This is a genomic window from Allobosea sp. FBZP-16, from assembly GCF_002831785.1.
Lineage (GTDB): Bacteria > Pseudomonadota > Alphaproteobacteria > Rhizobiales > Beijerinckiaceae > Allobosea > Allobosea lupini.
Genome location: NZ_LNCQ01000013.1, coordinates 38,977 through 62,180, shown reverse-complemented (window position 1 = coordinate 62,180; position 23,204 = coordinate 38,977). Strand labels below are relative to the sequence as shown.

Annotated in this window: 20 protein-coding genes; 12 read left to right on the top strand and 8 right to left on the bottom strand. The window is 67.5% G+C overall.

What is annotated here, in order from left to right; all coding sequences use genetic code 11:
* From CXY91_RS04135 to CXY91_RS04100, 8 genes are all read left to right on the top strand, one after another.
* A partial coding sequence (locus CXY91_RS04135) for a BMP family ABC transporter substrate-binding protein (protein WP_465246837.1) occupies positions 1–1,063 on the top strand: 1,063 nt, incomplete at its 5' end.
* 263 nt (positions 1,064–1,326) lie between these two features.
* Positions 1,327–2,496 carry an ABC transporter substrate-binding protein gene (locus tag CXY91_RS04130; protein WP_100959410.1) on the top strand — a complete coding sequence of 390 codons (1,170 nt, stop codon included), beginning with the start codon at positions 1,327–1,329 and terminating at the stop codon, positions 2,494–2,496.
* A 98-nt stretch (positions 2,497–2,594) separates the two neighbouring features.
* Entirely contained in the window at positions 2,595–3,521 is a 927-nt protein-coding gene (locus CXY91_RS04125) for a branched-chain amino acid ABC transporter permease (RefSeq protein ID WP_100959409.1), read from the top strand.
* A complete protein-coding gene (locus CXY91_RS04120) occupies positions 3,518–4,510 on the top strand; it encodes a branched-chain amino acid ABC transporter permease (RefSeq protein WP_100959408.1) in 993 nt (330 codons plus the stop codon). Before CXY91_RS04125 ends, CXY91_RS04120 begins: the two co-directional genes overlap by 4 nt.
* The gene (locus CXY91_RS04115) at positions 4,503–5,252 is read left to right on the top strand and encodes an ABC transporter ATP-binding protein (RefSeq protein WP_100959413.1); all 750 of its coding nucleotides are present in this window, start codon (positions 4,503–4,505) and stop codon (positions 5,250–5,252) included. Before CXY91_RS04120 ends, CXY91_RS04115 begins: the two co-directional genes overlap by 8 nt.
* Before the next feature lie 3 nt (positions 5,253–5,255).
* Complete coding sequence (locus tag CXY91_RS04110) at positions 5,256–5,954, top strand: ABC transporter ATP-binding protein (protein ID WP_100959407.1); 699 nt, start codon at positions 5,256–5,258, stop codon at positions 5,952–5,954.
* 13 nt (positions 5,955–5,967) lie between these two features.
* Positions 5,968–6,426 (top strand): cupin domain-containing protein, encoded by a 459-nt coding sequence (locus CXY91_RS04105; protein WP_100959406.1) that lies wholly within the window; start codon positions 5,968–5,970, stop codon positions 6,424–6,426.
* 100 nt (positions 6,427–6,526) lie between these two features.
* Positions 6,527–6,907: a PilZ domain-containing protein gene (locus CXY91_RS04100; RefSeq protein WP_100959405.1), complete on the top strand. Its 381-nt coding sequence runs from the start codon at positions 6,527–6,529 to the stop codon at positions 6,905–6,907.
* A gap of 7 nt (positions 6,908–6,914) precedes the next feature.
* Here CXY91_RS04100 and CXY91_RS04095 read toward each other — a convergent pair whose 3' ends face one another.
* A complete protein-coding gene (locus CXY91_RS04095) occupies positions 6,915–8,156 on the bottom strand; it encodes a flavin-dependent oxidoreductase (protein ID WP_100959404.1) in 1,242 nt (413 codons plus the stop codon).
* Between the two features lie 281 nt (positions 8,157–8,437).
* Between CXY91_RS04095 and CXY91_RS04090 the strand changes: the two genes are divergently transcribed.
* From CXY91_RS04090 to CXY91_RS04080, 3 genes are all read left to right on the top strand, one after another.
* The gene (locus tag CXY91_RS04090) at positions 8,438–8,710 is read left to right on the top strand and encodes an HU family DNA-binding protein (protein ID WP_066468590.1); all 273 of its coding nucleotides are present in this window, start codon (positions 8,438–8,440) and stop codon (positions 8,708–8,710) included.
* Between the two features lie 139 nt (positions 8,711–8,849).
* The gene (locus CXY91_RS04085; RefSeq protein WP_100959403.1) at positions 8,850–10,025 is read left to right on the top strand and encodes a vWA domain-containing protein; all 1,176 of its coding nucleotides are present in this window, start codon (positions 8,850–8,852) and stop codon (positions 10,023–10,025) included.
* 103 nt (positions 10,026–10,128) lie between these two features.
* Positions 10,129–10,728 carry a hypothetical protein gene (locus CXY91_RS04080; protein ID WP_100959402.1) on the top strand — a complete coding sequence of 200 codons (600 nt, stop codon included), beginning with the start codon at positions 10,129–10,131 and terminating at the stop codon, positions 10,726–10,728.
* Between the two features lie 6 nt (positions 10,729–10,734).
* On the opposite strand, the gene CXY91_RS04075 is transcribed toward CXY91_RS04080, so the two are convergent.
* The 3 genes from CXY91_RS04075 to CXY91_RS04065 form a co-directional block, all read right to left on the bottom strand.
* On the bottom strand, positions 10,735–11,157 hold the full coding sequence (locus CXY91_RS04075) for a universal stress protein (protein ID WP_091831157.1): 423 nt from the start codon (positions 11,155–11,157) through the stop codon (positions 10,735–10,737).
* A gap of 365 nt (positions 11,158–11,522) precedes the next feature.
* Complete coding sequence (locus CXY91_RS04070) at positions 11,523–11,843, bottom strand: 2Fe-2S iron-sulfur cluster-binding protein (protein WP_091832340.1); 321 nt, start codon at positions 11,841–11,843, stop codon at positions 11,523–11,525.
* A 201-nt stretch (positions 11,844–12,044) separates the two neighbouring features.
* The gene (locus tag CXY91_RS04065) at positions 12,045–12,380 is read right to left on the bottom strand and encodes an Hpt domain-containing protein (RefSeq protein WP_091831159.1); all 336 of its coding nucleotides are present in this window, start codon (positions 12,378–12,380) and stop codon (positions 12,045–12,047) included.
* A gap of 261 nt (positions 12,381–12,641) precedes the next feature.
* Here CXY91_RS04065 and CXY91_RS04060 point away from each other — a divergent pair, with 261 nt between their 5' ends.
* The gene (locus CXY91_RS04060; RefSeq protein WP_100959401.1) at positions 12,642–19,091 is read left to right on the top strand and encodes an apolipoprotein A-IV repeat region-like domain-containing protein; all 6,450 of its coding nucleotides are present in this window, start codon (positions 12,642–12,644) and stop codon (positions 19,089–19,091) included.
* Between the two features lie 363 nt (positions 19,092–19,454).
* Here the strand turns inward: CXY91_RS04060 and CXY91_RS04055 are convergent, their stop codons facing one another.
* The 4 genes from CXY91_RS04055 to CXY91_RS04040 form a co-directional block, all read right to left on the bottom strand.
* Positions 19,455–20,048, bottom strand: coding sequence for an ABC-type transport auxiliary lipoprotein family protein (locus CXY91_RS04055; protein ID WP_100959400.1), 594 nt, complete (start codon positions 20,046–20,048; stop codon positions 19,455–19,457).
* Between the two features lie 11 nt (positions 20,049–20,059).
* Positions 20,060–21,193 (bottom strand): MlaD family protein, encoded by a 1,134-nt coding sequence (locus CXY91_RS04050; RefSeq protein WP_091831163.1) that lies wholly within the window; start codon positions 21,191–21,193, stop codon positions 20,060–20,062.
* Between the two features lie 9 nt (positions 21,194–21,202).
* Positions 21,203–21,919 carry an ABC transporter ATP-binding protein gene (locus tag CXY91_RS04045; RefSeq protein ID WP_091832346.1) on the bottom strand — a complete coding sequence of 239 codons (717 nt, stop codon included), beginning with the start codon at positions 21,917–21,919 and terminating at the stop codon, positions 21,203–21,205.
* Between the two features lie 129 nt (positions 21,920–22,048).
* Positions 22,049–23,194, bottom strand: coding sequence for an MlaE family lipid ABC transporter permease subunit (locus tag CXY91_RS04040; RefSeq protein ID WP_100959399.1), 1,146 nt, complete (start codon positions 23,192–23,194; stop codon positions 22,049–22,051).
* Between the last annotated feature and the right edge of the window lie 10 nt (positions 23,195–23,204).

Here is a 23,204-nt window from a genome sequence, read left to right as displayed (position 1 = left end):
CACCCCCCGCCGCACCCTTCTCGCCGGCGCGGCCGCCAGCGCGGCCCTGCCGCTGGCCGGCGCGCGCGCCCAGGCGCCGTTCGGCGTCGGCTTCGTCTATGTCGGCCCGGTCGGCGACCATGGCTGGACCTGGACCCACGACCAGGGCCGCAAGGCGGTCGAGGCCGCCTATGGCAACAAGGTCAAGACCAGCTTCATCGAGAACGTCGCCGAAGGCCCGGATGCGGCGCGCGCCATCCGCCAGCTCGCCCAGGCCGGCGACCAGCTGATCTTCACGACCTCCTTCGGTTTCATGAACCCGACGATCCAGGTCGCCAAGCAGTTCCCGAAGATCAAGTTCGAGCACGCCACCGGCTATCAGCGCGCCGAGAATGTCGCGACCTACAATGCCCGCTTCTACGAGGGCCGGGCCGTGATCGGCACCATCGCCGGGCACATGTCGAAGTCCGGACAGGCCGGCTACATCGCCTCCTTCCCGATCCCCGAGGTGGTGATGGGCATCAACGCCTTCCATCTCGCCGCCAAGAAGGTGAACCCGAACTTCAAGACCAAGGTGATCTGGGCCTCGACCTGGTACGACCCGGCCAAGGAAGCCGATGCCGCCAAGGCGCTGATCGACCAGGGCTGCGACGTGATCACCCAGCACACCGATTCTGCGGCGGCCCTGCAGGCGGCCGAGCAGCGCGGCGTCTTCGCCTTCGGCCAGGCCTCGGACATGAAGGCCTTCGCTCCCAAGGCCCATCTCTCGGCGATCGTCGACGACTGGTCGGGCTACTACGTCAAGCGCGTCAAGGAGGCGATGGACGGGACCTGGAAGAGCGGCGACGTCTGGGGCGGCATCAAGGACGGCATGGTCCAGCTCGCGCCCTATAACGACGCTGTCACGCCGGCGGCGCGCGCCGCTGCGGACGAGGTCCAGAAGGGCATCGTCGCCGGCACGCTCCATCCCTTCACCGGCGAGCTCAAGGACCAGAAGGGCACGCTGCGGCTCAAGGCCGGCGAGACCGCCAGCGACGAGATCCTCTCGAAGATGGACTGGTACGTCGACGGCGTGCAGGCGTAAGCGAAGGACGCGTCATGCTCGGGCTTGACCCGAGCATCTCTTGCAGGGGGAGGCTCCTCTCAGCACCTCCTCGTCCTGAGATTCTCGGGTCTGAGCTTCGCTCCGCCCGAGAATGACGCTCTGCAGCCGCGAACAAAGATTACCCGCAGGATCCCCCTTGCAGATATTTTAAGCTTGAAACAATATGGCTGCCGACACCACCGGACAGGGTTGGGGAACCCCGCCGGCGGTCGCATCTGCCACGTCCCGGGAGGACATCGGACATGACGCTCAAATTCACTCTGTCGCTTAGCGCCGGCGTGCTCGCACTCGGGCTCGCTACCGCCCAGGCGCAGGAGCCCTTGAAGATCGGCGTGGTCAGCGTGCTGACCGGCCCAGCGGCCGCGCTCGGCCAGCAGGTCCGCGACGGCTTCCAGCTCGCCGTCGACCAGAACGGCGGCAAGCTCGGCGGCGTGCCGGTGCAGATCACCGTGATCGACGACGAGCTCAAGCCCGACGTCGCGGTCGGCAAGGTCCGCAGCTTCGTCGAAGGCGGCAAGGTCGACTTCGTCGTCGGCCCGGTGTTCTCGAACATCCTCGGCGCGATCGCCAAGCCGGTGCTGGATTCCGGCGCGATCCTGATCAGCCCGAATGCCGGCCCCTCGACCATGGCTGGCAAGGCCTGCCACCAGAACTTCTTCGTGACCTCGTACCAGAACGACCAGGTCCACGAGGTGCTGGGCAAATACGCGCAGGACCAGAATTACAAGAAGGCCTACATCATCGCGCCGAACTACCAGGCCGGTAAGGACTCGCTCGCCGGCTTCAAGCGCTACTTCAAGGGCGAGGTCCTCGACGAGGTCTATGTGCCGCTGACCGCGCTCGACTTCTCGGCCGAGCTCGCCAAGATCGCCTCGGCCAAGCCCGACGTGGTCTTCGCCTTCCTGCCCGGCGGCCTCGGCGTCAATTTCGTCAAGCAGTGGTCGCAGGCCGGCCTCACCGGCAAGGTGCCCTTCCTCTCCGCCTTCACGGTCGACGAGTCGACCCTGCCGGCGCAGCAGGATGCGGCGGTCGGCATGTTCGGCGGAATGACCTGGGCTCCGAACATGGACAACCCGCAGACGAAGAAGTTCGTCTCGGCCTATGAAGCCGCGTACAAGATCGTACCCGGCTCCTATGCCCAGCAGTCCTATGACGCGGCGCAATTGATCGATTCGGCGGTCAAGGCCGCCGGCGGCACAGGCGACAAGGACAAGCTGCGCGCCGCGATCAAGAAGGCCGACTTCACCTCGCTGCGCGGCAAGTTCAAGTTCAACACCAACGGCTACCCGATCCAGGACTTCTATCTGGTCAAGGTCGCCAAGCGGGCGGACGGCAAGTTCCAGACCGAGATCGCCCAGAAGGTGTTCGAGGACTATGCCGACCCGCACGCGAAGGATTGCGCGCTGAAGTGACGCGAAGCGTCATCCTCGGGCGAAGCACAGCTTCGACCCGAGGATCTCCTTCCACGAGATGCTCGGGTCAAGCCCGAGCATGACGGGATAGCTTTGCCATGACCACCGGCCTCCTCATCGTCCAGATCCTGAACGGGCTGCAGTTCGGCATCCTGCTGTTCCTGGTGGCGGCAGGGCTGACGCTGGTCTTCGGCGTGATGGACTTCATCAACCTGGCGCATGGCGTGCAGTACATGCTCGGCGCCTATCTCGCCGTGACCTTCGTCGCGTTGACCGGCTCCTTCGTGCTCGGCCTCGTGCTGGCGCTGGCGGCGGCGCTGGTCTTCGGCCTCGCGCTCGAATTCCTGGTCTTCCGCCACCTCTATGAACGCGACCATCTCGACCAGGTGCTGGCGACCTTCGGGCTGATCCTGCTGCTCAACCAGGGCGTCAAGATGATCTGGGGCGCCGCCCCCCTCTCCGTGCCGCTGCCGGAATTCCTGACCGGCAATGTCGCGCTGATGGACGGCATCCTCTACCCGACCTACCGCTTCGCGCTGATCGGTTCGGGGCTGGCGGTCGGCGCCCTGCTCTGGTTCATCGTCGAGAAGACCCGCACCGGCATGCTGCTGCGCGCCGGCGCCTCCAATGCGCCGATGGTCTCGGCGCTCGGCGTCGACATCCGCAAGCTGTTCATGATCGTCTTCGCCTTCGGCACCATGCTGGCGGGCTTCGCCGGGGCGATGGCGGCGCCGATCCTCTCGGTCGAGCCCGGCATGGGCGACAGCGTGCTGATCCTCGCCTTCGTCGTCATCGTCATCGGCGGCATCGGCTCGATCCGCGGCGCCTTCGTCGCCGCGCTGATCGTCGGCCTCGTCGACACGCTCGGCCGCTCCTTCATGAACGACCTGCTGCGGCTGTTCATGAGTGCCCCCTCGGCGCGGGCGACCGGCGCCGCGCTGTCCTCGATGCTGATCTACCTGCTGATGGCGGTGGTGCTCTTCGTGCGACCGGAAGGCCTGCTCCCGGCGCGAGGCCGGACATGAGCTCGGCGACGACGACGGCCGAGGTCACCAGCGTCGCGCCGCCGCGCGAGCGCGCCAAGGTGCTGCTGCCGGCTATCCTGTTCCTGCTGCTGGCGCTGGCACCGCTCGCTGTCTCCATCGGCATGCCGGCCGGCTGGCTTGCCCTGCTGACGCGGGCGCTGATCTTCGCCATCGCGGCGCTCTCGCTCGACCTCATCCTCGGCGTCGGCGGCCTCGTCTCCTTCGGCCATGCCGCCTTCCTCGGCATCGGCGCCTATGTCACCGGGATCATGATCACGGAAGGGCGCAGCGAGGCGCTCGTGATCCTGCCGGTGATCCTAGGCGTCTGTGCCCTGTTCGGCGCGATCACCGGCGCGATCTGCCTGCGCACGCGCGGCGTCGCCTTCATCATGATCACGCTCGCTTTCGGCCAGATGGTCTATTTCCTGGCGCAGGCGCTCTCGGCCTATGGCGGCGATGACGGGCTGACGCTCTACGAGAAGAGCACGCTGCTGGGCTTCAACCCGTTCGCGAGCCGGACCTCGTTCTACTACAGCGTGCTGATCGCGCTCGCCGGCGCCTATCTTCTGGTGCGCGGCCTCGTCGCCTCGCGCTTCGGCAGGGTGCTGCGGGCAGCGCGCGAGAACCCGGTCCGCGTCAGCGTCACCGGCTTCGACGTCAACAAGGTGCGCCTCGTCGCCTATGTGATCAGCGGCATGCTGGCGGGCCTTTCCGGCTTCTTCCTCGCCAACCACACCGAGTTCGTCAGCCCGGCCTTCATGTCCTGGCAGCGTTCGGGCGAACTGATCTTCATGGCGGTGCTCGGCGGCGTCGGCTCGCTGCACGGCGCTATCGTCGGCGCGATCGCCTATCTGATCGCCGAGGATGCGCTGTCGCATGTGACCGAGCATTGGCGCGCCATCTTCGGGCCGATGATCATCCTCTTCGTGCTGTTCACCCGGGGCGGCATCGTCGGCATGCTGCGCAAGCTGGGTGGGCGCCATGGCTGAGCCGGTCCTCGTCCTCGAGGCGTTGAGCAAATCCTTCGGCGCGCTGAAGGTCACCGATGGCGTCAGCCTCGCCGTGGCGCCTGGCGAGTTGCACGCGCTGATCGGCCCGAACGGCGCGGGCAAGACGACGCTCGTCCACCAGATCTCCGGCATGCTGACGCCGGACGACGGCACGATCCGCTTCCGCGGCGAGGACGTCACCTTGTTCAACGCCGAGAAACGGGCTCGCCAAGGCCTGGCGCGGACCTTCCAGATCACCTCGACCATCGCCTCGCTCTCCGCGCTGGAGAATGTCGCGCTCGGCGTGCAGGCAAAAGCGAGCCATCCGCTCTCCTTCTTCCGCAACGCGGCGAGCGACGAGCGCCTGAACCGCCCTGCCCGCGCCGCGCTGGATGCGGTCGGCCTCTCCGAGCGCGCCCATGTCCCGGCCGGCAGTCTCTCCCATGGCGAGAAGCGGGCGCTGGAGATCGCCATGGCGTTGGCGCTGGAGCCGGCTGCGATCCTGCTCGACGAGCCGCTGGCCGGCGTCGGAAAGGAAGAGGGCGAGCGCCTGATCGCCCTGCTCAGGAGCCTGAAGGGCCGCTACGCCATGCTGCTGGTCGAGCACGACATGGAGGCGGTGTTCGCGCTCGCCGATACTGTCACCGTCCTGGTCTATGGCCGCGTCATCGCCTCGGGCGACCCTGTGACCGTCAGGGCCGATCCGGCGGTGCGCGAAGCCTATCTCGGCGAGGAGGGCTAGTCCGTGCTCACCGTCGAAAACCTCGATGCCGGCTATGGCGAGGCGCAGATCCTGTTCGGCGTCGACCTTGCGGTCGGGGCCGGCGAGGTCGTGACCCTGCTCGGCCGCAACGGCATGGGCAAGACCACGACGGTGCGCGCCATCATGGGGCTGATCCGGCCCCGCGCGGGGCGTGTCAGCTTCGGCGGGGTCGACCTCACCGGCAGTGCCCCCTTCCGCCTGGCGCAGGCCGGGATCGGCCTCGTCCCCGAAGGCCGCCAGATCTTCCCGACGCTCTCGGTCGAGGAAAACCTGATCGCCACCGCCGCCAGCCGCTTCGGCCCGGCCCGCTGGACGCTTGAGCGCGTCTATGCCTTCCTGCCGCGTCTCAGAGAGCGCAAGGCCAATCGCGGCAACCAGCTTTCCGGCGGCGAGCAGCAGATGCTGGCGATCGGTCGCGCGCTGATGACCAATCCCAAGCTCGTCATCCTCGACGAGGCGACCGAGGGGCTGGCGCCGATCATCCGGCAGGAGATCTGGTCCTGCCTCGCCGCGCTGAAGGCCGAGGGCGAGTCGATCCTGGTGATCGACAAGAATGTCGACGCGCTCGCCAGGATCGCCGACCGGCATGTCGTGCTGGAAAAGGGCCGCGTCGCCTGGCGCGGCAGCAGCGACGACCTGCGCAGCGACAGTGCGGTCAAGGACCGCTTCCTGCATCTTTGAAGGAGAGCAGACGATGAAACCGCTCACAGCCGGCGTGACCAGGGCCAATGAGGGGATCGACGCGATCTCCTGGAACATCCTCGGCCAGACTTATGTGCCGAAGATGCTGAGCGAGGACAGCTTCTCCTGGCACGCCACCTTCCCGCCCGGCACCTTCGTGCCGCCGCACATCCATCCGACCCAGGACGAGTTCATCTACATGCTCGAGGGAAGGCTCGACCTCGTGCTCGACGGCCAGGAATCGCATGCCCTGCCCGGCGACCTGATCAAGCTGCCGCGCAACGTCCCGCACGGGCTGTTCAACAAGAGCGATGCGCCGGTGAAATGCCTGTTCTGGGTCGCACCCACGGGGCGCCTCTACGACCTGTTCTGGGCGATCCATTCGATGAAGGAGCAGAACCCGGCGGAGGTCGTCGCCCTGTCGGCGCGTTACGAGATCGACTTCCTGCCGCCTCCGCCCGACGGCGCCTGAACGACCAGCCGCGCAGTTAAGGTTAAAAAAGACTTGCTGCTGCAACCATGAGCATTAGCGGGCATGGTCTCAACCTGAGCTTGAACCAGGGCCATGGCCAATGTCCGCTGCAACGCCGTTCTCCGAACGCCGCCGCTCGGTCCGCAACCGGACCCTGATCGGCGGCAAGGTCATCTTCAACCAGCGCCAGTCGACGCTGGACTGCACGATCCGCAACCTGTCGGAAGACGGCGCTCTCCTGGTGTTCCCGGACAGCATCGCCCTGCCGGAGCTGTTCGAGCTCTATTTGCCGGTGAAGCGGGAAAGCCGGATGGTGCGCAGCCGCTGGCGCGACGCCGAGCGCATCGGCGTCTCCTTCGCCGCTGCCGCGAAGCAGGACGATGCGCCCGTACCGCTCGACCTGATGCGGCGCCTGCGCCAGCTCGAACAGGAAAACACCGCGCTGAAGGCACGCATCGTCGAGTTGACGGAAGGCGCCTGAGTTTCCTTCAGCCCTTCGCCGGCTGCGCGACCGACAGCACGGTCTTGCCGGCATAGGCCTTCACGATCTGCTCGCGCTTGCCATAGGGCAGGACGCGCTCGACATCGTCGAAGCCGTTGGGCGCGAGCGCCTCGACCGCATCGATGACGCGCTCGGGACCACCGCCGCGGTTCATCGCGACGATCTCCGCCGTCGCCGGCAGGCGCAGAGCCTCATAGGCGGCGAGCGCATGGCGCGGATGCTCGGCCTTGACCAGCAGGTCGGCGAGGCAGCGCGCATCGAGGATCGCCTGCGAAGCGCCGTTCGAACCGACCGGGTACATCGGATGGGCGGCGTCGCCGAGCAGCGTCACCCGGCCATGGCTCCAGCGCGGCAGTGGATCGCGGTCGCACATCGGGTATTCCCAGAAGGTGCCGCTCGCCTGGATCAAGGCGAGGATATCGACGCCGGGCACGGTGAAACGCCGGGCGAAAGGCAGCACGTCCTCCAGCCGCCCAGCCTTAGACCAGGCCTCCTTCGGCGGCGGCTTGGCGGGATCACCGGTACGGATGTTGACGACCCAATTGGTCAGGCGCGTCCCCGGGTTCTTGCCCTCGGCAATCGGATAGAGCACCAGCTTGCCGGCCATGCCGCCGGCGATGATCATGCTCTCGCCATCGAGGAAGGCAGGCCAGTCGCAGGCGCCGCGCCACATTTGCACGCCGTTCCAGCGCGGCCCGCCCTGGTTCGGGAAGTAGTGCGCGCGCACTGTCGAATGGATGCCGTCGGCGCCGATCAGGATATCGGCGCGCGCCGTCTCGCCGCCCTCGCCCAGCCTGGCGTCGGCGAAATGCGCGGTCACCCCGCCCTCGTCCTGCAGGAAGCCCTGCAGACGTCGGCCGGTACGGATCGCATCCGGCCCCAGACGCTCGACCACGGCGTCCCGGATCACGCCCTGAAGCCGGCCGCGATGGATCGAGAACTGCGGCACCGGAGCGCCCGCGTGCAGGCCGCGGAGCTCACGCCAGACGGTCTGGCCGAAGCGGTTCATGTAGACCAGTTCGCGCGTCCGGATCGCCACGGCATCGAGGGCCGGGAGCAGGCCGAGCTCGGCCAGCTCTCGAATCGCGTGCGGCAGCGTGTTGATTCCGACGCCGACCTCCCGGATCTCGCTCGCCTGCTCGTAGACTGTCGCGGCGATGCCGCGCGCGTGCAGCATCAGGGCCAATGACAGCCCCCCGATGCCGCCGCCGATGATGATGGCCTTCATGCCGCGTTCCGCTCCCCCGAATTATTTCAAGCTTCAAATAACCCGAGGCGATTTGTCAATCGCTCCACAAAGCTGGTGAAAACCGCCCCAATTTCGCGGCTTTTGACAGGAACGAAGCCGATTGCTGTGCGTATGTACGGCCGATGCCGTCGTGTTTCGCCGGCAAGCATGCCAAATGGCGGGTTCGTGCGCGAGAGCGCGTCGATTCGCCGCGTTGCGCCTGTACCCGTTGGGATTCGGCGCAGCGTCAATTTTAACAAGATTGGTCTCAGGAGGTTTTCATGACCAAGAACGAACTGATCGCCGCGATCGCGGACGAGACGGGCAAGACCAAGGCCGATGTCTCGGCCATTCTCGGCTCGCTCGCTGGCGTGGTCGCCAAGACGCTGAAGTCGGGCGGCGACGTCACGCTCGGCGGCATCGGCAAGCTGGCAGCCGCCAAGCGCGAGGCCCGGGAGGCCCGCAACCCGTCGACCGGCGCGACCATCAAGGTTCCGGCCAAGACGGTCGTGAAATTCAAAGTCACCAAGGATCTGGCCGACGCCGTCGCCTGAGCCTTGCTAGACAGCGGCGGCTCCCACACCGCGTGTGGAGGCCGCTTGACCGATCAGCCTGCGCTGCAAGCTGATCGGTTAAACGGCCTTACGAGCCGCCGCAGCTTGACCTTGAGACGCTGCTAGCCACAGTAGCGCGATGTTCCTCCGTCTCTTCACCGATCTGCGCGCCGCCAAGGTCCCGGTCACCTTGCGCGAGTATCTTGCGCTGCTGGAGGGCGTCGAGGCCGAACTCGCCGAATACCGCGTCGACGAGTTCTACTATCTCGCCCGCGCCTGCCTGGTGAAGGACGAGCGCCATCTCGACCGTTTCGACCGCGTCTTCGCCGAGGTCTTCAAGGGCGTCGAGACCCTGGGCGAGGCCTTCGAGCAGGTCGGCATTCCTGAAGAGTGGCTGCGCAAGCTCGCCGAGAAATTCCTCACCGACGAGGAGAAGGCCCAGATCGAGGCCCTCGGCTGGGAGAAGCTGCTGGAGACGCTGAAACAGCGCCTCGCCGAGCAGAAGGGCCGGCATCAGGGCGGCTCGAAATGGATCGGCACGGCCGGTACCTCGCCCTATGGCGCCTATGGCTACAACCCGGAAGGCGTGCGCATCGGCCAGGACAAGAACCGCAATTTCCGGGCGGTGAAGGTCTGGGACAAGCGCGATTTCAAGGATTTCGACGACACGCGCGAGCTTGGCGTGCGCAATTTGCGGATCGCGCTGCGCCGCCTGCGCAAATTCGCCCGCACCGGCGCGGCCGAGGAGCTCGACCTCGACCAGACCATCACCGAAACCGCCAAGCACGGCTATCTCGACGTCAAGCTTCGGCCGGAGCGGCACAATGCGGTCAAGGTGCTGCTCTTCCTCGATGTCGGCGGCTCGATGGACTGGCATATCGAGCTGGCCGAAGAGCTGTTCTCGGCAGCGCGGGCCGAATTCAAGCATTTCGAGCATTTCTACTTCCACAATTGCCCCTATGAGCGGGTCTGGAAGGAGAACCGGCGCCGGCACGACCAGGTGATCCCGACCTTTGACGTGCTGCGCACCTACCCGGCCGATTATCGCCTCGTCTTCGTCGGCGATGCCTCGATGAGCCCCTATGAGATCGCCATGCCAGGCGGCTCGGTCGAGCATTGGAACGAGGAGGCCGGCGAGGTCTGGATGCGGCGGCTGACCGAGCGCTTCCCGAAATCGGTCTGGCTCAATCCGGTGCAGCAGAACCTCTGGGGCTACACCCAGTCGATCCGTCAGATCGGCGGGTTGATGGCCGGCCGGATGTTCCCGCTGACGCTCGACGGCCTGGATGAGGCAATGAAGGCGCTGACGCGCTAGACGCATGGCTCGTCATGCTCGGGCTCGACGGGAGCATCTTTTTCAGCAGATTCTCGGGGCTGCGCTTTGCTCCGCCTGAGAATGACGGCTAGAGCTTGCCGCCATGACCCTCGCCGACGACGACACCACCCTGCCCTTCTGGCGCCAGCGACCGAAGCCGATCGGCTTCGAAATCGCCTATCGGCTCAAGGGCGACATGCTGGAGATCGATTCGACCCGCAAGGTCGACCAGGTGAGGCTCTCGGCCGTCGAGCAGGTGCGCTTCATCTATGCGCCCAGCAACGTCTCGTCGAAAGGCTTCCGGACCCAGTTGCGGCTGAGCGATGGCCGGACGATCAGCTTCGGCAACCTGTCCTGGCGCTCACTCACCGACATCGACCGCGACGATGCGCGCTATCATGCCTTCGTCACGGCGCTGTCGACGGCGATCGTGCGTGCGAATCCCAAGGCGCGCTTCCTCGCCGGCAAGCCCTATCTGCTCTGGCTGGCACTGGTGATCGCCGGCGGCGGCGCCATGCTGATGCTGACCTTCTTCAGCCTGCGTGCCCTGCAGCAGGGCGCGACCGCCGCAGCGGGGCTCGGGCTCGTGCTCGCGGCGGCCTCGTTCTGGCAGGTCTGGCCGATGATCCGGCTCAACCAGCCGAGAGACCTCGCGAGCGGCGAGGTCCCCGACGATCTCGTCCCGGGCCGCCTTGCGGCCTGAAGCTCCCTACCTGACCACCAGCACGGAGCACTTCGCCCGGCGCACGATGGTCGAGGCGTTCGAGCCGATCACATAGGCCAGCATGCCAGGCTCGTGCGAGCCGATGACGATCAGGTCGGCACCGCTGGCATCGGCCTCGGCCAGCACCTCGCCATGGACCGAGCCGACCAGGACCTTGGCCGAGACGCGCTCGGCCGGCAGATTCACCTTGGCGGCGATCTCGGCGAGCTTGGCTTCGGATTCGGATTGCTGGCCGGCGTCGAAATCGGCCGGCACGAATTCCATGTAGGTGATCGGCACAAGCGAGCGGACATAGATCAGCCTGATCGAGCCTTCGGACTGGGTGGCGAACCCCTCGGCCGCGGCGATGGCCGGTCCTGCCAGCTCGGCCTCGGCGAGATCGACCGGGACCAGAATCGATTTGTACATCGCATCCTCCTCCGGCGTGGCCCGCCCGGCCTGATGGTCGAACGATCGGAACCGACGCCTGCGCACTATGTCGGAGCACGATCCCGCAAGGGAAGAGCGTCGCGTCGTCGCGATGGGCTCCGGCGTCCGACAGCGCGATCATGGCCGGAGCGAACGCGGCCGTCCTTGCGGTCGATCAAATGGGCCGACGAGCGCGCGCGAGCCCTCTCCGGGAACGGGGGAGGGTCTGCGAGGGGCAGCGCTCAGGCTGGTCAGATGGAGCGTAGGGCCCCCTCTCCATCTCTCCCCCCGTTCCGGGAGAGAACCTGTCGCGATTCCGTGCCATCGCCGCGATGGTCAGGAAAGACGGCGTGCTTCGTGAAAGTTCAGCCCTGACGCGCCGGTGTGCGCACCACGAGGCCGTCGAGATCGTCCCGCACCCTGATCTGGCAGGACAGGCGCGAAGTCGGGCGCACGTCGAAGGCGAAGTCGAGCATGTCCTCCTCCATCGGCTCGGCGTGGCCGGCCTTCTCGGCCCAGGCCTCGTCGACATAGACATGGCAGGTGGCACAGGCGCAGGCGCCGCCGCATTCGGCCTCGATGCCCGGCACGCCGTTGCGGACTGCAACCTCCATCACGGTCGACCCCGTCTCGCCCTCGACCGTGCGGCTGGTGCCCTGGGCGTCGATGTAAGTGATCTTCGGCATCGTGAACTCCGGCCGCCTGGCGACGGCTGCGCGGCTGGCGCGGTCGGGAGGAACCGGCCGGGCTTCCTGGCGGGCCACGGGCAGGTTCGCGAAAGGGACATCGTCCGCGAGCGGGGAGCCCGCCGACATCGCATCTCTAGAAGATTTCGAAAGCGCGCGAAACGGCGATCTCCGCCGTGCCGCCCCTGCCGTCCTGCGGCGTCAGGCCGCGCAGTCGAGCCGGGAGATCACGGCGCGCGCCTCGGCCGCGGCGAGCGTCAGCGCGTCCAGCGCATCCTCGCGCGGCGCGGCATCGGCCTTTGTCAGCTGCTGCTCGATCAGGTCGGCGGCCTCGGCCACCTGCCAGGCGCCGATGGCGCGGGCAGCTCCCTTCAAGGTATGGGCGGCATCGCGGCCGACACTGGCGTCTCCGGCATGGATGGCGCGCAGCTGGCGGGCGCATTGCTGGGCGAACAGCGTCAGCAGCTCGCGCTCCAGCTCGGCATCGCCGCCGCTCTGGCGGGCGAGATGCACGAGATCGATGGCAGTCTGGGGCATGGGGAACTCGGTTCTTGTCTAAGCCGCGGAACTCGCGCAGCCTTCTGACCCCTCATGAAGCGCCGTTATGGTGAATGAGGCGTTAACGACGTTTGTGAATCAGACGGTCAAACGGGTTTCAATCCCTGCTTGCCTCAACTACCCTTCGAGACAGTAAACGATGGGCGTCGTGTCGCTAGTAGGATCCGGCTGGAGGCTGCCGGTTGCTGCTCTGCGGCGGACAGTGGCGCCCGTCGCAAGTGGCGTAGCGAGGCGGCATTCATGACCCGGCAGAACAAGCTCCAGGATCCGACCGAAGCGGCAATGTCGGCGATCGAGGAGGCGCTGAGGCTCGATCCGTCGAAGACCGAGGGCCAGTCTTCGGCCGAACCGAGGCTGCCCTCGACCGGGGAGAACGAGCTCAAGATCGAGCTGCCTCGGGTCGAAAGCGCTCCGGCCAGTGCCGACGCCGTATCCGAACCGCTTCCCGCGCCCTCCCGCCCGGCCATCGCGCCGGACACCAGCCGCGTCGCCAATGACGACCGCCGCGACTCCTCTTCACTCGTCCAGGCCTTCGCCGTCCGCCCCTCCGGCAGGCCCTATTGGCTGGCCGTCCTGGCCGCTTTCGTCTGGCTCGGCAGTGTCGGCTTCACGCTCGTCAGCCGATATGGCTCGTTCACCGAAGGCCTGCCGGCCGGCATGGCCGCCTGGGGAGCCGGGCAGTGGGCCCTGCTCGCCTTCGGCGCCGGCACGCCGGTGGTCTTCTTCTTCGTGCTGGCGGCGCTCTATCGCCGCACGCAGGAGATGCGGCTGGTCTCGCGCGCAATGACCGAGGTCGCGCTGCGCCTGGCCGAGCCGGAAGTCGTCGCGACGGATTCCGTCCTGTCGCTGAGCCAGACCATCCGCCGCGAGGTCGCCGCCATGGGCGACGGCATCGAGCGCGCGGTTGCCCGCGCCGGCGAGCTCGAGACCATCGTTCGCGGCGAGATCGCGACGCTGGAACGCGCCTATGCCGACAACGAGATCCGGCTGCGCTCCCTCATCGACGAGCTGGTGACCCAGCGCGAATCCGTCGTCGGCAATGCCGAGCGGGTGAAGTTTGCGATCTCAGGCGCGCATGAGAGCATCACCAAGGACCTGGAAACCGCCAGCCGCTCGATCGCCGAGGCTGTTGCCGAGGCGGGCGAGCGCGTCACCTCGCGCCTGACCGACAAGGGCGACCAGATCACGCTGGCCCTGGGCCATGCCGGCGAGCGCATGGTCGACGAGATCAGCGGCCGCGGCAACGACCTGGTCGAGCGCCTGCAGTCGACGTCGCACGACGTCAGCGAGCGCATGACCGCCGCGAGCCAGTCGGTCACCGCCGTGCTCGACAACCGCGCCCAGGAGATCGCCGGTTCGCTGGAGCGCACCGGCGCCGTCCTCACCGAGGGCCTGACCGCCGGCGCCCGCGACGTCACCCGCGCCATCAGCGAGACAGGCGCGCAGGTCGTCGAGTCGCTGGCGAGTCGCGCCGAGGCCGTCAACGAGACGCTGCGCTCGACCGGGGACACCCTCGCCGAGGAGATCAGCCAGCGCGGCGCGACCGTCGCCGAGCGCTTCGAGCAAAGCGGGCGCACGCTGGTCGACCTGTTCGACACGCAGAGCACCAGCCTGACCCAGCGCCTGACCGAGACCGGCGAGAGCCTGCGTACGTCGATCAGCAGCGAGGGCGAGAGCGTCACCACGCGCCTGGCCGAGGTCGGCCGCGGCGTGCACATGCTGCTCGGCAAGCAGAACGAACTCGTCGTCAGCCGCATCCAGGAGGCCGGCGACACCGTTCACGGCCTGATCGCCAGCCAGGGCGAGACGCTGGTCGAAAAGCTCGAAGGCACCGTCCAGACCGTCGACAACCTGCTGCGCGAGAAGACCGATTCGATCACCCTGCGCTTCGACGAGGCCGGTAAGGGTCTGCACAACCTGATCGGCGAGCGCGGCGAGGAACTGACCGCCCGCATCTCCGCCGTCGGCGCGACCGTGCACAGCCTGTTCTCGGAAGAGGCGAGCAGCCTCGTCACCCGCCTCTCCGACGTCGGCCATGAGGTCCGCAGCACGATCGGCGAGCAGGGCGACCATCTGGTCGGCCGTCTGGCCGAAACCGGCCAGCGCCTGCAGGAAGCGATCAGCGAGCGCGGCGACGGGCTGGTGCTGCGCATGGCCGAGATCGGCCAGGGAGTCGAGCATGCGATCGGCGAGCGTGCCGACAGCATCGTCAATCGCGTGGCCGATGCCGGCCGCAGCGTCGAGGCCATGATCGGCGAGCGCGGCGACGGCCTCGTCTCCCGGCTGTCCGAGACCACCTATGAGATCGAGCAGACGCTTGGCGGCCGCGCCGACGGCATCGTCGCGCGCATCGCCGATGCCAGCCGCGGCATCGAGAGCGTGATCGGCGAGCGTGGCGACGGCCTCGTCGCCAAGCTGTCGGAGACCACCGAGGAGATTCACCGGACGCTCGGCGACCGCGCCGAGGGCATCGTCGCCCGCGTCGCCCATGCCGGCCGCGACGTCGAATCGGCGATCGGCGAGCGTGGCGACGGGCTGATCGCCCGCCTGTCCGAAGTCGCGCGCGAGGTCCATGCCACGATCGGCGAGCGCGGCGACAGCCTCGTCGCCCGCCTGTCGGATGTCGGCACCGAGGTCCACACCGCGATCGGCAGCCAGCGCGAGACACTGGTGACCCAGCTCACCGATGCCGGCGCCAGCGTGCGCAACATTCTGATTGCCGAGGGCGAAGCGCTCAGCGGCCGCGTCATCGCAACCGGCCAGGACATGCAGGAGCTGCTCTCCGGCCAGAGCCAGGCCCTCGTCACCCGCGTCGCCGATGTCGGCCGCTCGGTGCACGGCCTGCTGGCGGAGCGTGGCAACGCCCTGATCGACCGGCTGGCCGAAGCGAGCGGGACCGCGCATCGCCAGCTCGACGAGACCGGCGAAGCGCTCGCCGCCAAGATCCTCGCCGCCAGCGAGACGGCGAAATCGGTCATCGACGACCAGCACAGCGGCTTCATTGCCCGCCTCGGCCAGGCCGGGGACGAGGTCGGCGCCCTGCTCGGCACGCAGCGCGATGCGATCATCGCCGGCCTCACCGCCACCGGCCGCGAGGTCCATAGCCTCATCGGCGAGCAGAGCCAGAGCCTGGCCAGCCGTCTCGACGAAGCGACCAAATCCCTCGCCGACGCGATCAATGTCGACGGGCGCGAGATCGCCGACCGCGTCACCGACGCGGCGACAGCCCTGCGCGGTACCTTCACGACCGAGGCCGAGCGCGCCAGCAGCCTGCTCGCCGCGACCGGCAAGGACGTGGTCATCGCCCTCACCCAGCAGGGCGGCCGGGTCAACCAGGCGCTCGCCGCCAATGCCGAATCGCTGCTGCGCTCGGTCGATGCCCGCTCGCAGGCGCTCAACGAGTCGCTCGCCAGCAAGCATGACGCGCTGAACCGCCTCTTCGACGTCCAGGGTCGCGAGATCGAGGCGACGATCGGCGCTCGCCTCGGCGCCTTCGAGGAAATCATCGTCACCCGCGGCGGCACGCTGGCCGCCAAGCTCGGCCACGACGCCCGCTCCTTCACCGACCAGGTGACGCTGCGCCTCGGCCAGGTCGAGAAGCTGCTCGGCGAGGAAGGCCAAGCGCTGGCGGAGCGGATCGGCGAGCGCTCGCAGCACGCCGCCGAGACCATGATGGCGCGCACGCAGGAAGCGGCCGCCGCCATGGAGACGCAGATCAAGATCTTCGAGGAGCGTTCCAGCGCCAAGAGCGCCGAGATCGCGACTTCGCTCGACGGGCTCATCGCCCGCATCGACGGCAATCTCGGTTCGCGCGCCAGCGCGCTCAACGAGGCGTTGGTCGAGCGCACGGTCGACATCGCCCGGGTCATGGCCGAGGGCGGGCGCGAGGTCACCCGTGCTCTCACCGCCAAGGCCGACGAGATCGGCGAGATCGTCACCACGAAGAGCGAGGCGCTCACGCAGACGCTCGCCGAGAAGGCCGACAGCATCAATGCGACGCTGGGCGGGCGCGCTTTGCAGATCGCCGATACGCTCGACCAGAGCGTGGCGCGGTTCGAGGAGCGCGTCGTCAACCGGCTCGACACGGTCTCCGGCACGCTCGACGCGCGCGGCAGCCAGATCGCGCAGACCCTGCAGGGCACCGCAGATTCGATCGCCGGCTCGCTCGGCGACCGCACCGAGGAACTGCGCGCCCTGTTCGACGGCAAGGGCACCGGCCTGATCACCCTGCTCGACGAGCGCGGCAACCAGATCGTCCAGACGCTGCAAGGCACCGCGGATGCGGTCACCGGCTCGCTCAGTGCCCGCACCGACGAGCTGCGTGCGCTGTTCGAGGGCAAGGGCACCGGCCTGATCACCCTGCTCGATCAGCAGGGCAACAAGATCGTCCAGACCCTGGACGGCGCCGCGGCCTCGGTCGCGGTATCGTTCAGTGCGCGCACCGACGAGCTTCGTGCCCTGTTCGACGACAAGGGCACCGGCCTGGTCACCCTACTCGACCAGCACGGCAACCAGATCGCGCAGACGCTGCAGGAGAAGTCGGACGGCATCGCGGCCGCGCTCTCCGACCGTTCGAACGAGCTGCGCGCCGTGTTCGACGAGCGCGGCGGCGGCATCCTCAATGCGCTCGGCCATCGCGGCAGCCAGATCGCCCAGATCCTGCAGGAGCGCTCGGAGGGCATCGCCACCGCCCTCTCCGGCCGCACCGAGGAATTGCGCGCCGTGTTCGACGAGCGTGGCGGCGACATGCTGAACACGCTCGACCAGCACAGCCGCAACCTGACCCGGACCCTGGCGGAGCAGTCGGACGGGATGAGCTCGGCGCTCATCACGCGCACCGAGGAACTCCGCGCCCTGTTCGACGAGCGCGGCAACGGTGTGGTCGATGCGATCGGCCGCAAGGGCGTGACGCTCGCCAACCAGTTCGCCAACCTCGGCGAGGCCCTGGTCAATAATATCGAGACGCGCGGCAACAGCATGGTCGCCGGCCTGCAGGAGCGCAGCGCCGAGATCAGCCAGGCGCTCGAGCTTGCTTCGGGCGCGCTGCGCGAGACGATCGAGAGCGGCACCAACCACTCCGTCGAAGCGCTGCTCAAGACCAACGAGCAGCTGCGCAGCGAGCTCGGCAGCATGCTGGGCCGCCTCGGCGAGGCCAACAAGCTGATGCAGCAGATCGTCACCGGCGCGAACAAGAATCTCGCGGCCGTCGAAGGCAGCCTGTCGGGCCGGGTCGAGGAGCTGCAGAACGTGCTCTCGACGGTGGTGCAGGAGACCAACCGGACCTCCGAGCAGGTCGCGAGCCAAATCGCGACGCTGAAGGGCTATTCGGAAGGAACGCTGCGCGACACCGCAGCGCTGATCTCCCGGATCGACGCGCAGGGCTCGTCGATGACCGAAACCACGCATGCCAACGCCGCGGCGCTCAACGCCGTCGCGCAGCGGCTGGAGCAGGTCGAGGCCCGCGTCGGCAACGTCCTGGCCGACCGCAAGGAGGCGCTGGAGCACCTGCACGAGCTGATCTCGACGCGCACCGACGACATCGAGCAGATCACTCGCTCCTTCTCGTCGGCGCTCGACGATTCGCTCAGCAACGCCGAGACGCGCACCCGCCAGCTCAGCACCGTGCTCGGCGACGCAGCCGAGTCGACCAGCAGCGCCATCGCCCAGCAATTCGACTCGATCCGCGCCGCCAGCGGCCGCGAGCGCGAAGCGACGGCGCTGGCCCTGCGCGCCGCCTATGAGGAGGTGGTGAACGAGATCTCCGGCGAGTTCGCCAAGGTCACCGAGCGCTTTCAGAGCGCCGCCGAGGACATGCGGGCCATGTCTGCGGAGATCCATCGCGAGCTCGAGTCGACCCGGACCGAGCTCAAGAAGGGCGTGCTCGAGCTGCCGCGCGAGACGCAGGAATCGACCGCCGCCATGCGCCGCGTCGTCGCCGACCAGATCAAGGCGCTCAACGAGCTGACCGAGATCGTCTCGCGCTCGGGCCGCAGCAGCGATGTCGCGCGCCCACAGGGCGAGCGGCGGCCGACGACGAGCTATCAGCAGCCGGTCCCGGTCGTCAGCGCCGCGTCCTCGATCGCGGTGCAGAGCGCGCCGGTGCTGACCGAGCCGCTGCGCGCCTCGATCGATCCGACGCCGGAGCCGGCCCGGGCCGAGACGCAGGCGGCGCCGGTGCGCCCGGCCCCCGCCCCCGAGCCGGTACGGCCTGAGGTTCAGCGTGCCGAGCCGGCTCGCCGCGCCGCCGTCGAGCAGCCTGCCCCCGCCAAGTCGGGTTGGCTCTCGGACCTGCTCAGCCGCGCCTCACGCGACGACCGGGCGCCGGAAGCGGCCAAGCCGACGGCGCACAGCATCGAGAAGCTCGATTCGCTCTCGGTCGACATCGCCCGGATGATCGACCATGACGCGGCCGTCGAGCTCTGGGAGCGCTACAAGCGCGGCGAGCGCAACGTCTTCACCCGCCGGCTCTATACGCTGCAGGGCCAGCAGACGTTCGACGAGATCCGGCGCAAGTATCGCCGCGACACCGAGTTCAAGGAGACGGTCGACCGCTATATCGAGGAGTTCGAGCGCCTGCTCGGCGAAGCGGCCAAGGACGACCGCGACTCGATGGTGGCGAAGACCTACCTGACCTCGGAAACCGGCAAGGTCTACACCATGCTGGCCCATGCCAGCGGTCGCTTCGAGTAAGAACAGCCCTTGCGCGCAAACCAGAAGAGGCCGCCCGGGAGGCGGCCTCTTTTGCTTCTGCGCCCCCGGCTCCGATGCGAGGCAACACCTGATCGTGAGAGCCCTCATCCTGAGGAGCCATTTCGCCGGACATGGCGTCTCGAAGAATGCTTCACAGCAGGTCCCGGAGCCTCATGGGCCATCCTTCGGGACGCCGCTGACGCGGGTCCTCTGGATGGGAGCTTCCGGGCGAGATGCCATCGAGGAGACAGCGCCGCCACGTCGCGCCATCGTCAGTTGCTGAGCCTGAAGATCGGTGCCCGACAGGGACCGGGTAGGCGAGGTCTGCGGACGCGCTGCGCCACGGTGCCGTAGGCGCAGGCCTCAGCGCGCCCAGCGGGCGATCTGGATCAGCACCTGCGACAGCGCCTGGTCGAGGGCCTGTGCCGCCCCTGCCCCCTCGGCGCCAGCCGGCACGCGGGCCGAGAACAGCCTGGCGCGCTGGACCTTGCCGGTGCGGTCGCCGATCAGCTTGGCGGTGATCTCGACCACGGCCTGGCCGCTAGCGGCGTCGATGTTGAAGGCGCGGATATCGGTGTTGAGCTGGAAATCGGGCACGATGCGTTCGCCCGGCCGTCCAACGGCAGCGATGCGGCTGCCGTTCTCGAAGGTCTGAATCAGGCGGGTCTGCACCAGATTGGGCACCCGGTCGGCCCATTGCGCCCCACCGAGGAAAGAGAGCGCGCCGCTCGAATCCTTGACGATCAGTCGGTCGGAATCGAGCGCCTGCACCGCCGTTGGCTGGGCGACGATCAACACGCCGCCGCCCCCGCCGATTCGGCCGAAATCGCGTGGTGCCGAGAGGTCATAGGTCGTCGGCGCCGATCCGCCGCCGCAGCCGGCCAGCAGCAAAGAGCCTGCCGCCGCCAGAGACACGGCGCGCAGACGACGACGAAGCAGCGAGGGCAGACTCGGCATAATCATATCGGCTAGCGCGATCCGCTGTATTGGGGAAGCGGCGGACGGCCGCCGAAGATGAACTGCTGGGGATTGCGCTCGACATTGCGCAGCACACGGTTGAGATCCCCGAGCGTACGCTTGCCGTCGGAGGCGAGCGTCTCGAGGTCGCGGAGGCCGGGGCCGGTGAAGCGGTTGATGCCGACGGTGATCTCGGCGGTGCGCTTGTCGAGATTGTCGGCCAGCACCCGGATCGATTTCGCGGCATTGGCGACCTCGGCAAAGGCACCCTGCCCGTCCTGCGTGTTCAGGAAGGCCTGCGCCGCCTTGAGCACGCCCTCGACCTGATCGGCGGCGCGGTTCAACTTGTCGGTGATCGAAGCGACGTCGCTGACCGCCTTCGACACATCCGCGCTCGATCCGCCGAGCGCAGCGGTGAATTTGTCGACGTTCTCGATGATACCGGTGATCTTCGCGCGATCGATCGAGCGGACCACCGAGGTCAGTTCCTCGCTCAGCGTTCCCAGCTTCTGCGAGAGCGGCGCAATCGTATCTGCAATCTGGCCGAAGCTCGACATCAGCTTGTCGATGTTGCCGGAATTGTCGCCGAGCGCCTGCGAGAATTTCTCGACATTGCGGACGGTGTTGGTGATCGAGCCGGCGTTTGTCTTGATCAGCCCGTCGAGATTGCCGAGCACCTCGTCGGCCTTTTTGGAAACATTGCGGACCGATTCGATGATGTCCTGCAGCTCGGAGCGCTCCGCGACGATAGTCGGCAGCGTCTCGCCGGGCTTGGCCTGCAGCACCGGGGCATCCGGCTCGCCGCCGATCAGCTGCAGCGCGACCACGCCGGCAAGCCCCTGCGCCTCGATGCGGGCGCGCGTGTCGACCCGCAGCGGCGTGGTGTTGTCGACCTCGATCACACCGAAAATGCGGCGCGGATCGTCGGGCTGCAGGCCGATCTGCTTGACCTCGCCGACCCGCAGGCCGTTGAAGAGCACGCTGGAGCCGCGTCCCAGGCCTGTGACCGTCCCGGTGAAGATCACGCGAACGTCCTGCTTGCGGCCGCCGCCGCCGCTGCCGAACCAGTAGACGAAGCCGAACATCGCCGCGATCACCGCAAGGGTGAAGAGGCCGACTAGGGCGTAGTTGGCACGGGATTCCATCGCGAGCGGTCAGGTCCTCGTTTGATCCGCGGGCAACCGGGCGCGTGCCCGCTCGCCGCCGAAATACGCCTTGAGCCAGGGATGATCGGAAGCCAGCATGGTGGCCAGCGGACCGACCGCGATGACACGCTTGTCCGCCAAGGCGGCTATCCTGTCGCAAGCTACGTAAAGACTATCGAGATCATGGGTTACCATGAACACTGTCAGGCCCAAAGTCTGCTTGAGCGTCATAATCAGCTCATCGAACTCGGCGGCACCGATCGGATCGAGGCCGGAGGTCGGCTCGTCCAGGAAGACGATCTCGGGATCGAGCGCCAGCGCCCGGGCGAGCGCCGCACGCTTGATCATACCACCGGACAGTTCGGAAGGCGTCTTGTCGGCCGCATCGGGCTTCAAGCCGACCATCTCGATCTTGAGCATGGCAAGCTCTTCCAGGAGGCCCGGCGAGAGCTGGAGATATTCGCGCATCGGCACCTGGATGTTCTGCTTGACGGTCAGCGCCGAGAACAGCGCGCCCTGCTGGAACATCACGCCGAAGCGACGCTCGAGCCGCCGCCTGCCGCGCGGATCGAGTTTGTCGACATTCTCGCCGAAGACCTCGATCGAGCCACGCTGCTTGCGCACGAGACCGAGGATGGTGCGGGTCAGCACCGACTTGCCCTGGCCGGATCCCCCGACGAAGCCGAGAATTTCACCACGCATCACATCGAGATCGAGCCCGTCCATGATCACCTTGTCGCCGAAGGCGACCTTCAGATCACGAACGCGAATCACCGCCTCGGGTTCCTCACCGCCCGACGCTTGTGGCTCGCGCGGGCCGGCCTGAGAGGGTCTGTCGAGCACGTTCAGCTCCCCTCACATCCTGATCGAGGCGAAGAACATCGCGAACAGCCCGTCGACCACGATCACCATGAAGATCGCCTTCACCACCGAGGCCGTCACCTGATGGCCGAGCGATTCGGCCGAGCCCTTGACCGCCAATCCCTCGATCGAGGCGATCAATCCGATCACGAATGCCATGAACGGGGCTTTGATGAGGCCGACAGCGAAATGCTGCCAGGTGATCACGGATTTCAGGCGTTCGAGATAGGTGTCGAGGCCGATGCCGCCATAGAGCCAGCTCACCAGGCCAGCGCCGATAAGCCCGGACATCGCCGAGATGAAGGTCAGGATCGGCAGCGAGATGATGAGCGCCAGGATGCGCGGCACCACCAGCACCTCGATCGGGTCGAGCCCCATCACCCGCAGTGCGTCGATTTCCTCGCGCATCTTCATCGAGCCGATCTCGGCCGTGAAGGCGGAGCCGGAGCGGCCGGCGACCATGATCGAGGTCAGCAGCACCGAGAGCTCGCGCAAGACGAGGATGCCGGTCAAGTTGACGACGAAGGCTGTGGCGCCGAAGCGCTGGAGCTGGAAGATGCCCTGCTGCGCGACGATGCAGCCGACGAGAAACGAGATCAGGATGATGATCGGCGCGCCGTTGAAGGCGATCAGCTCGATCTGGTTGATCAGCGAAGGCCCGCGGAAGCGCCGCGGTCCGAAGAGGGCGCTGACGCAGCCCGCCATCACCTCGCCGAGGAAGACGGCGCCACCGGCAAGGTCACGGCCGAAGCGGATGACGGCCTGGCCGATGTCGACGAGGATCGTGACGAGCCCGATCGGTCGGATCGGCGGCTCGTAGTCGGTGACATTGCGCTCGACCTCGCGCAGGAGCACCGCATGCTCCGGACGGCGGCTCACCAGCTCGATGGCTACGCCCTTCGCCTCACCTGCCTGCTTCACCTGGTCGAGCAGATAGGCGCCGAGCGTGTCGAGGCGCTCGATCGCCGATAGGTCGAGGCGCGCCTGGCGGACGCCGCCGACGCGCTCGGACAATTCGCTGGTCAGGGCTTCCAGGCGCGGCGCCCGCCCAACGCTCCAGCGACCGGCCAGAGATACGACGAGGACGCCGCCATCGTCGCGATAGACCGCCTGCGGCTCAACGTCGTCGACGACAGCCATGCCGGCTCGC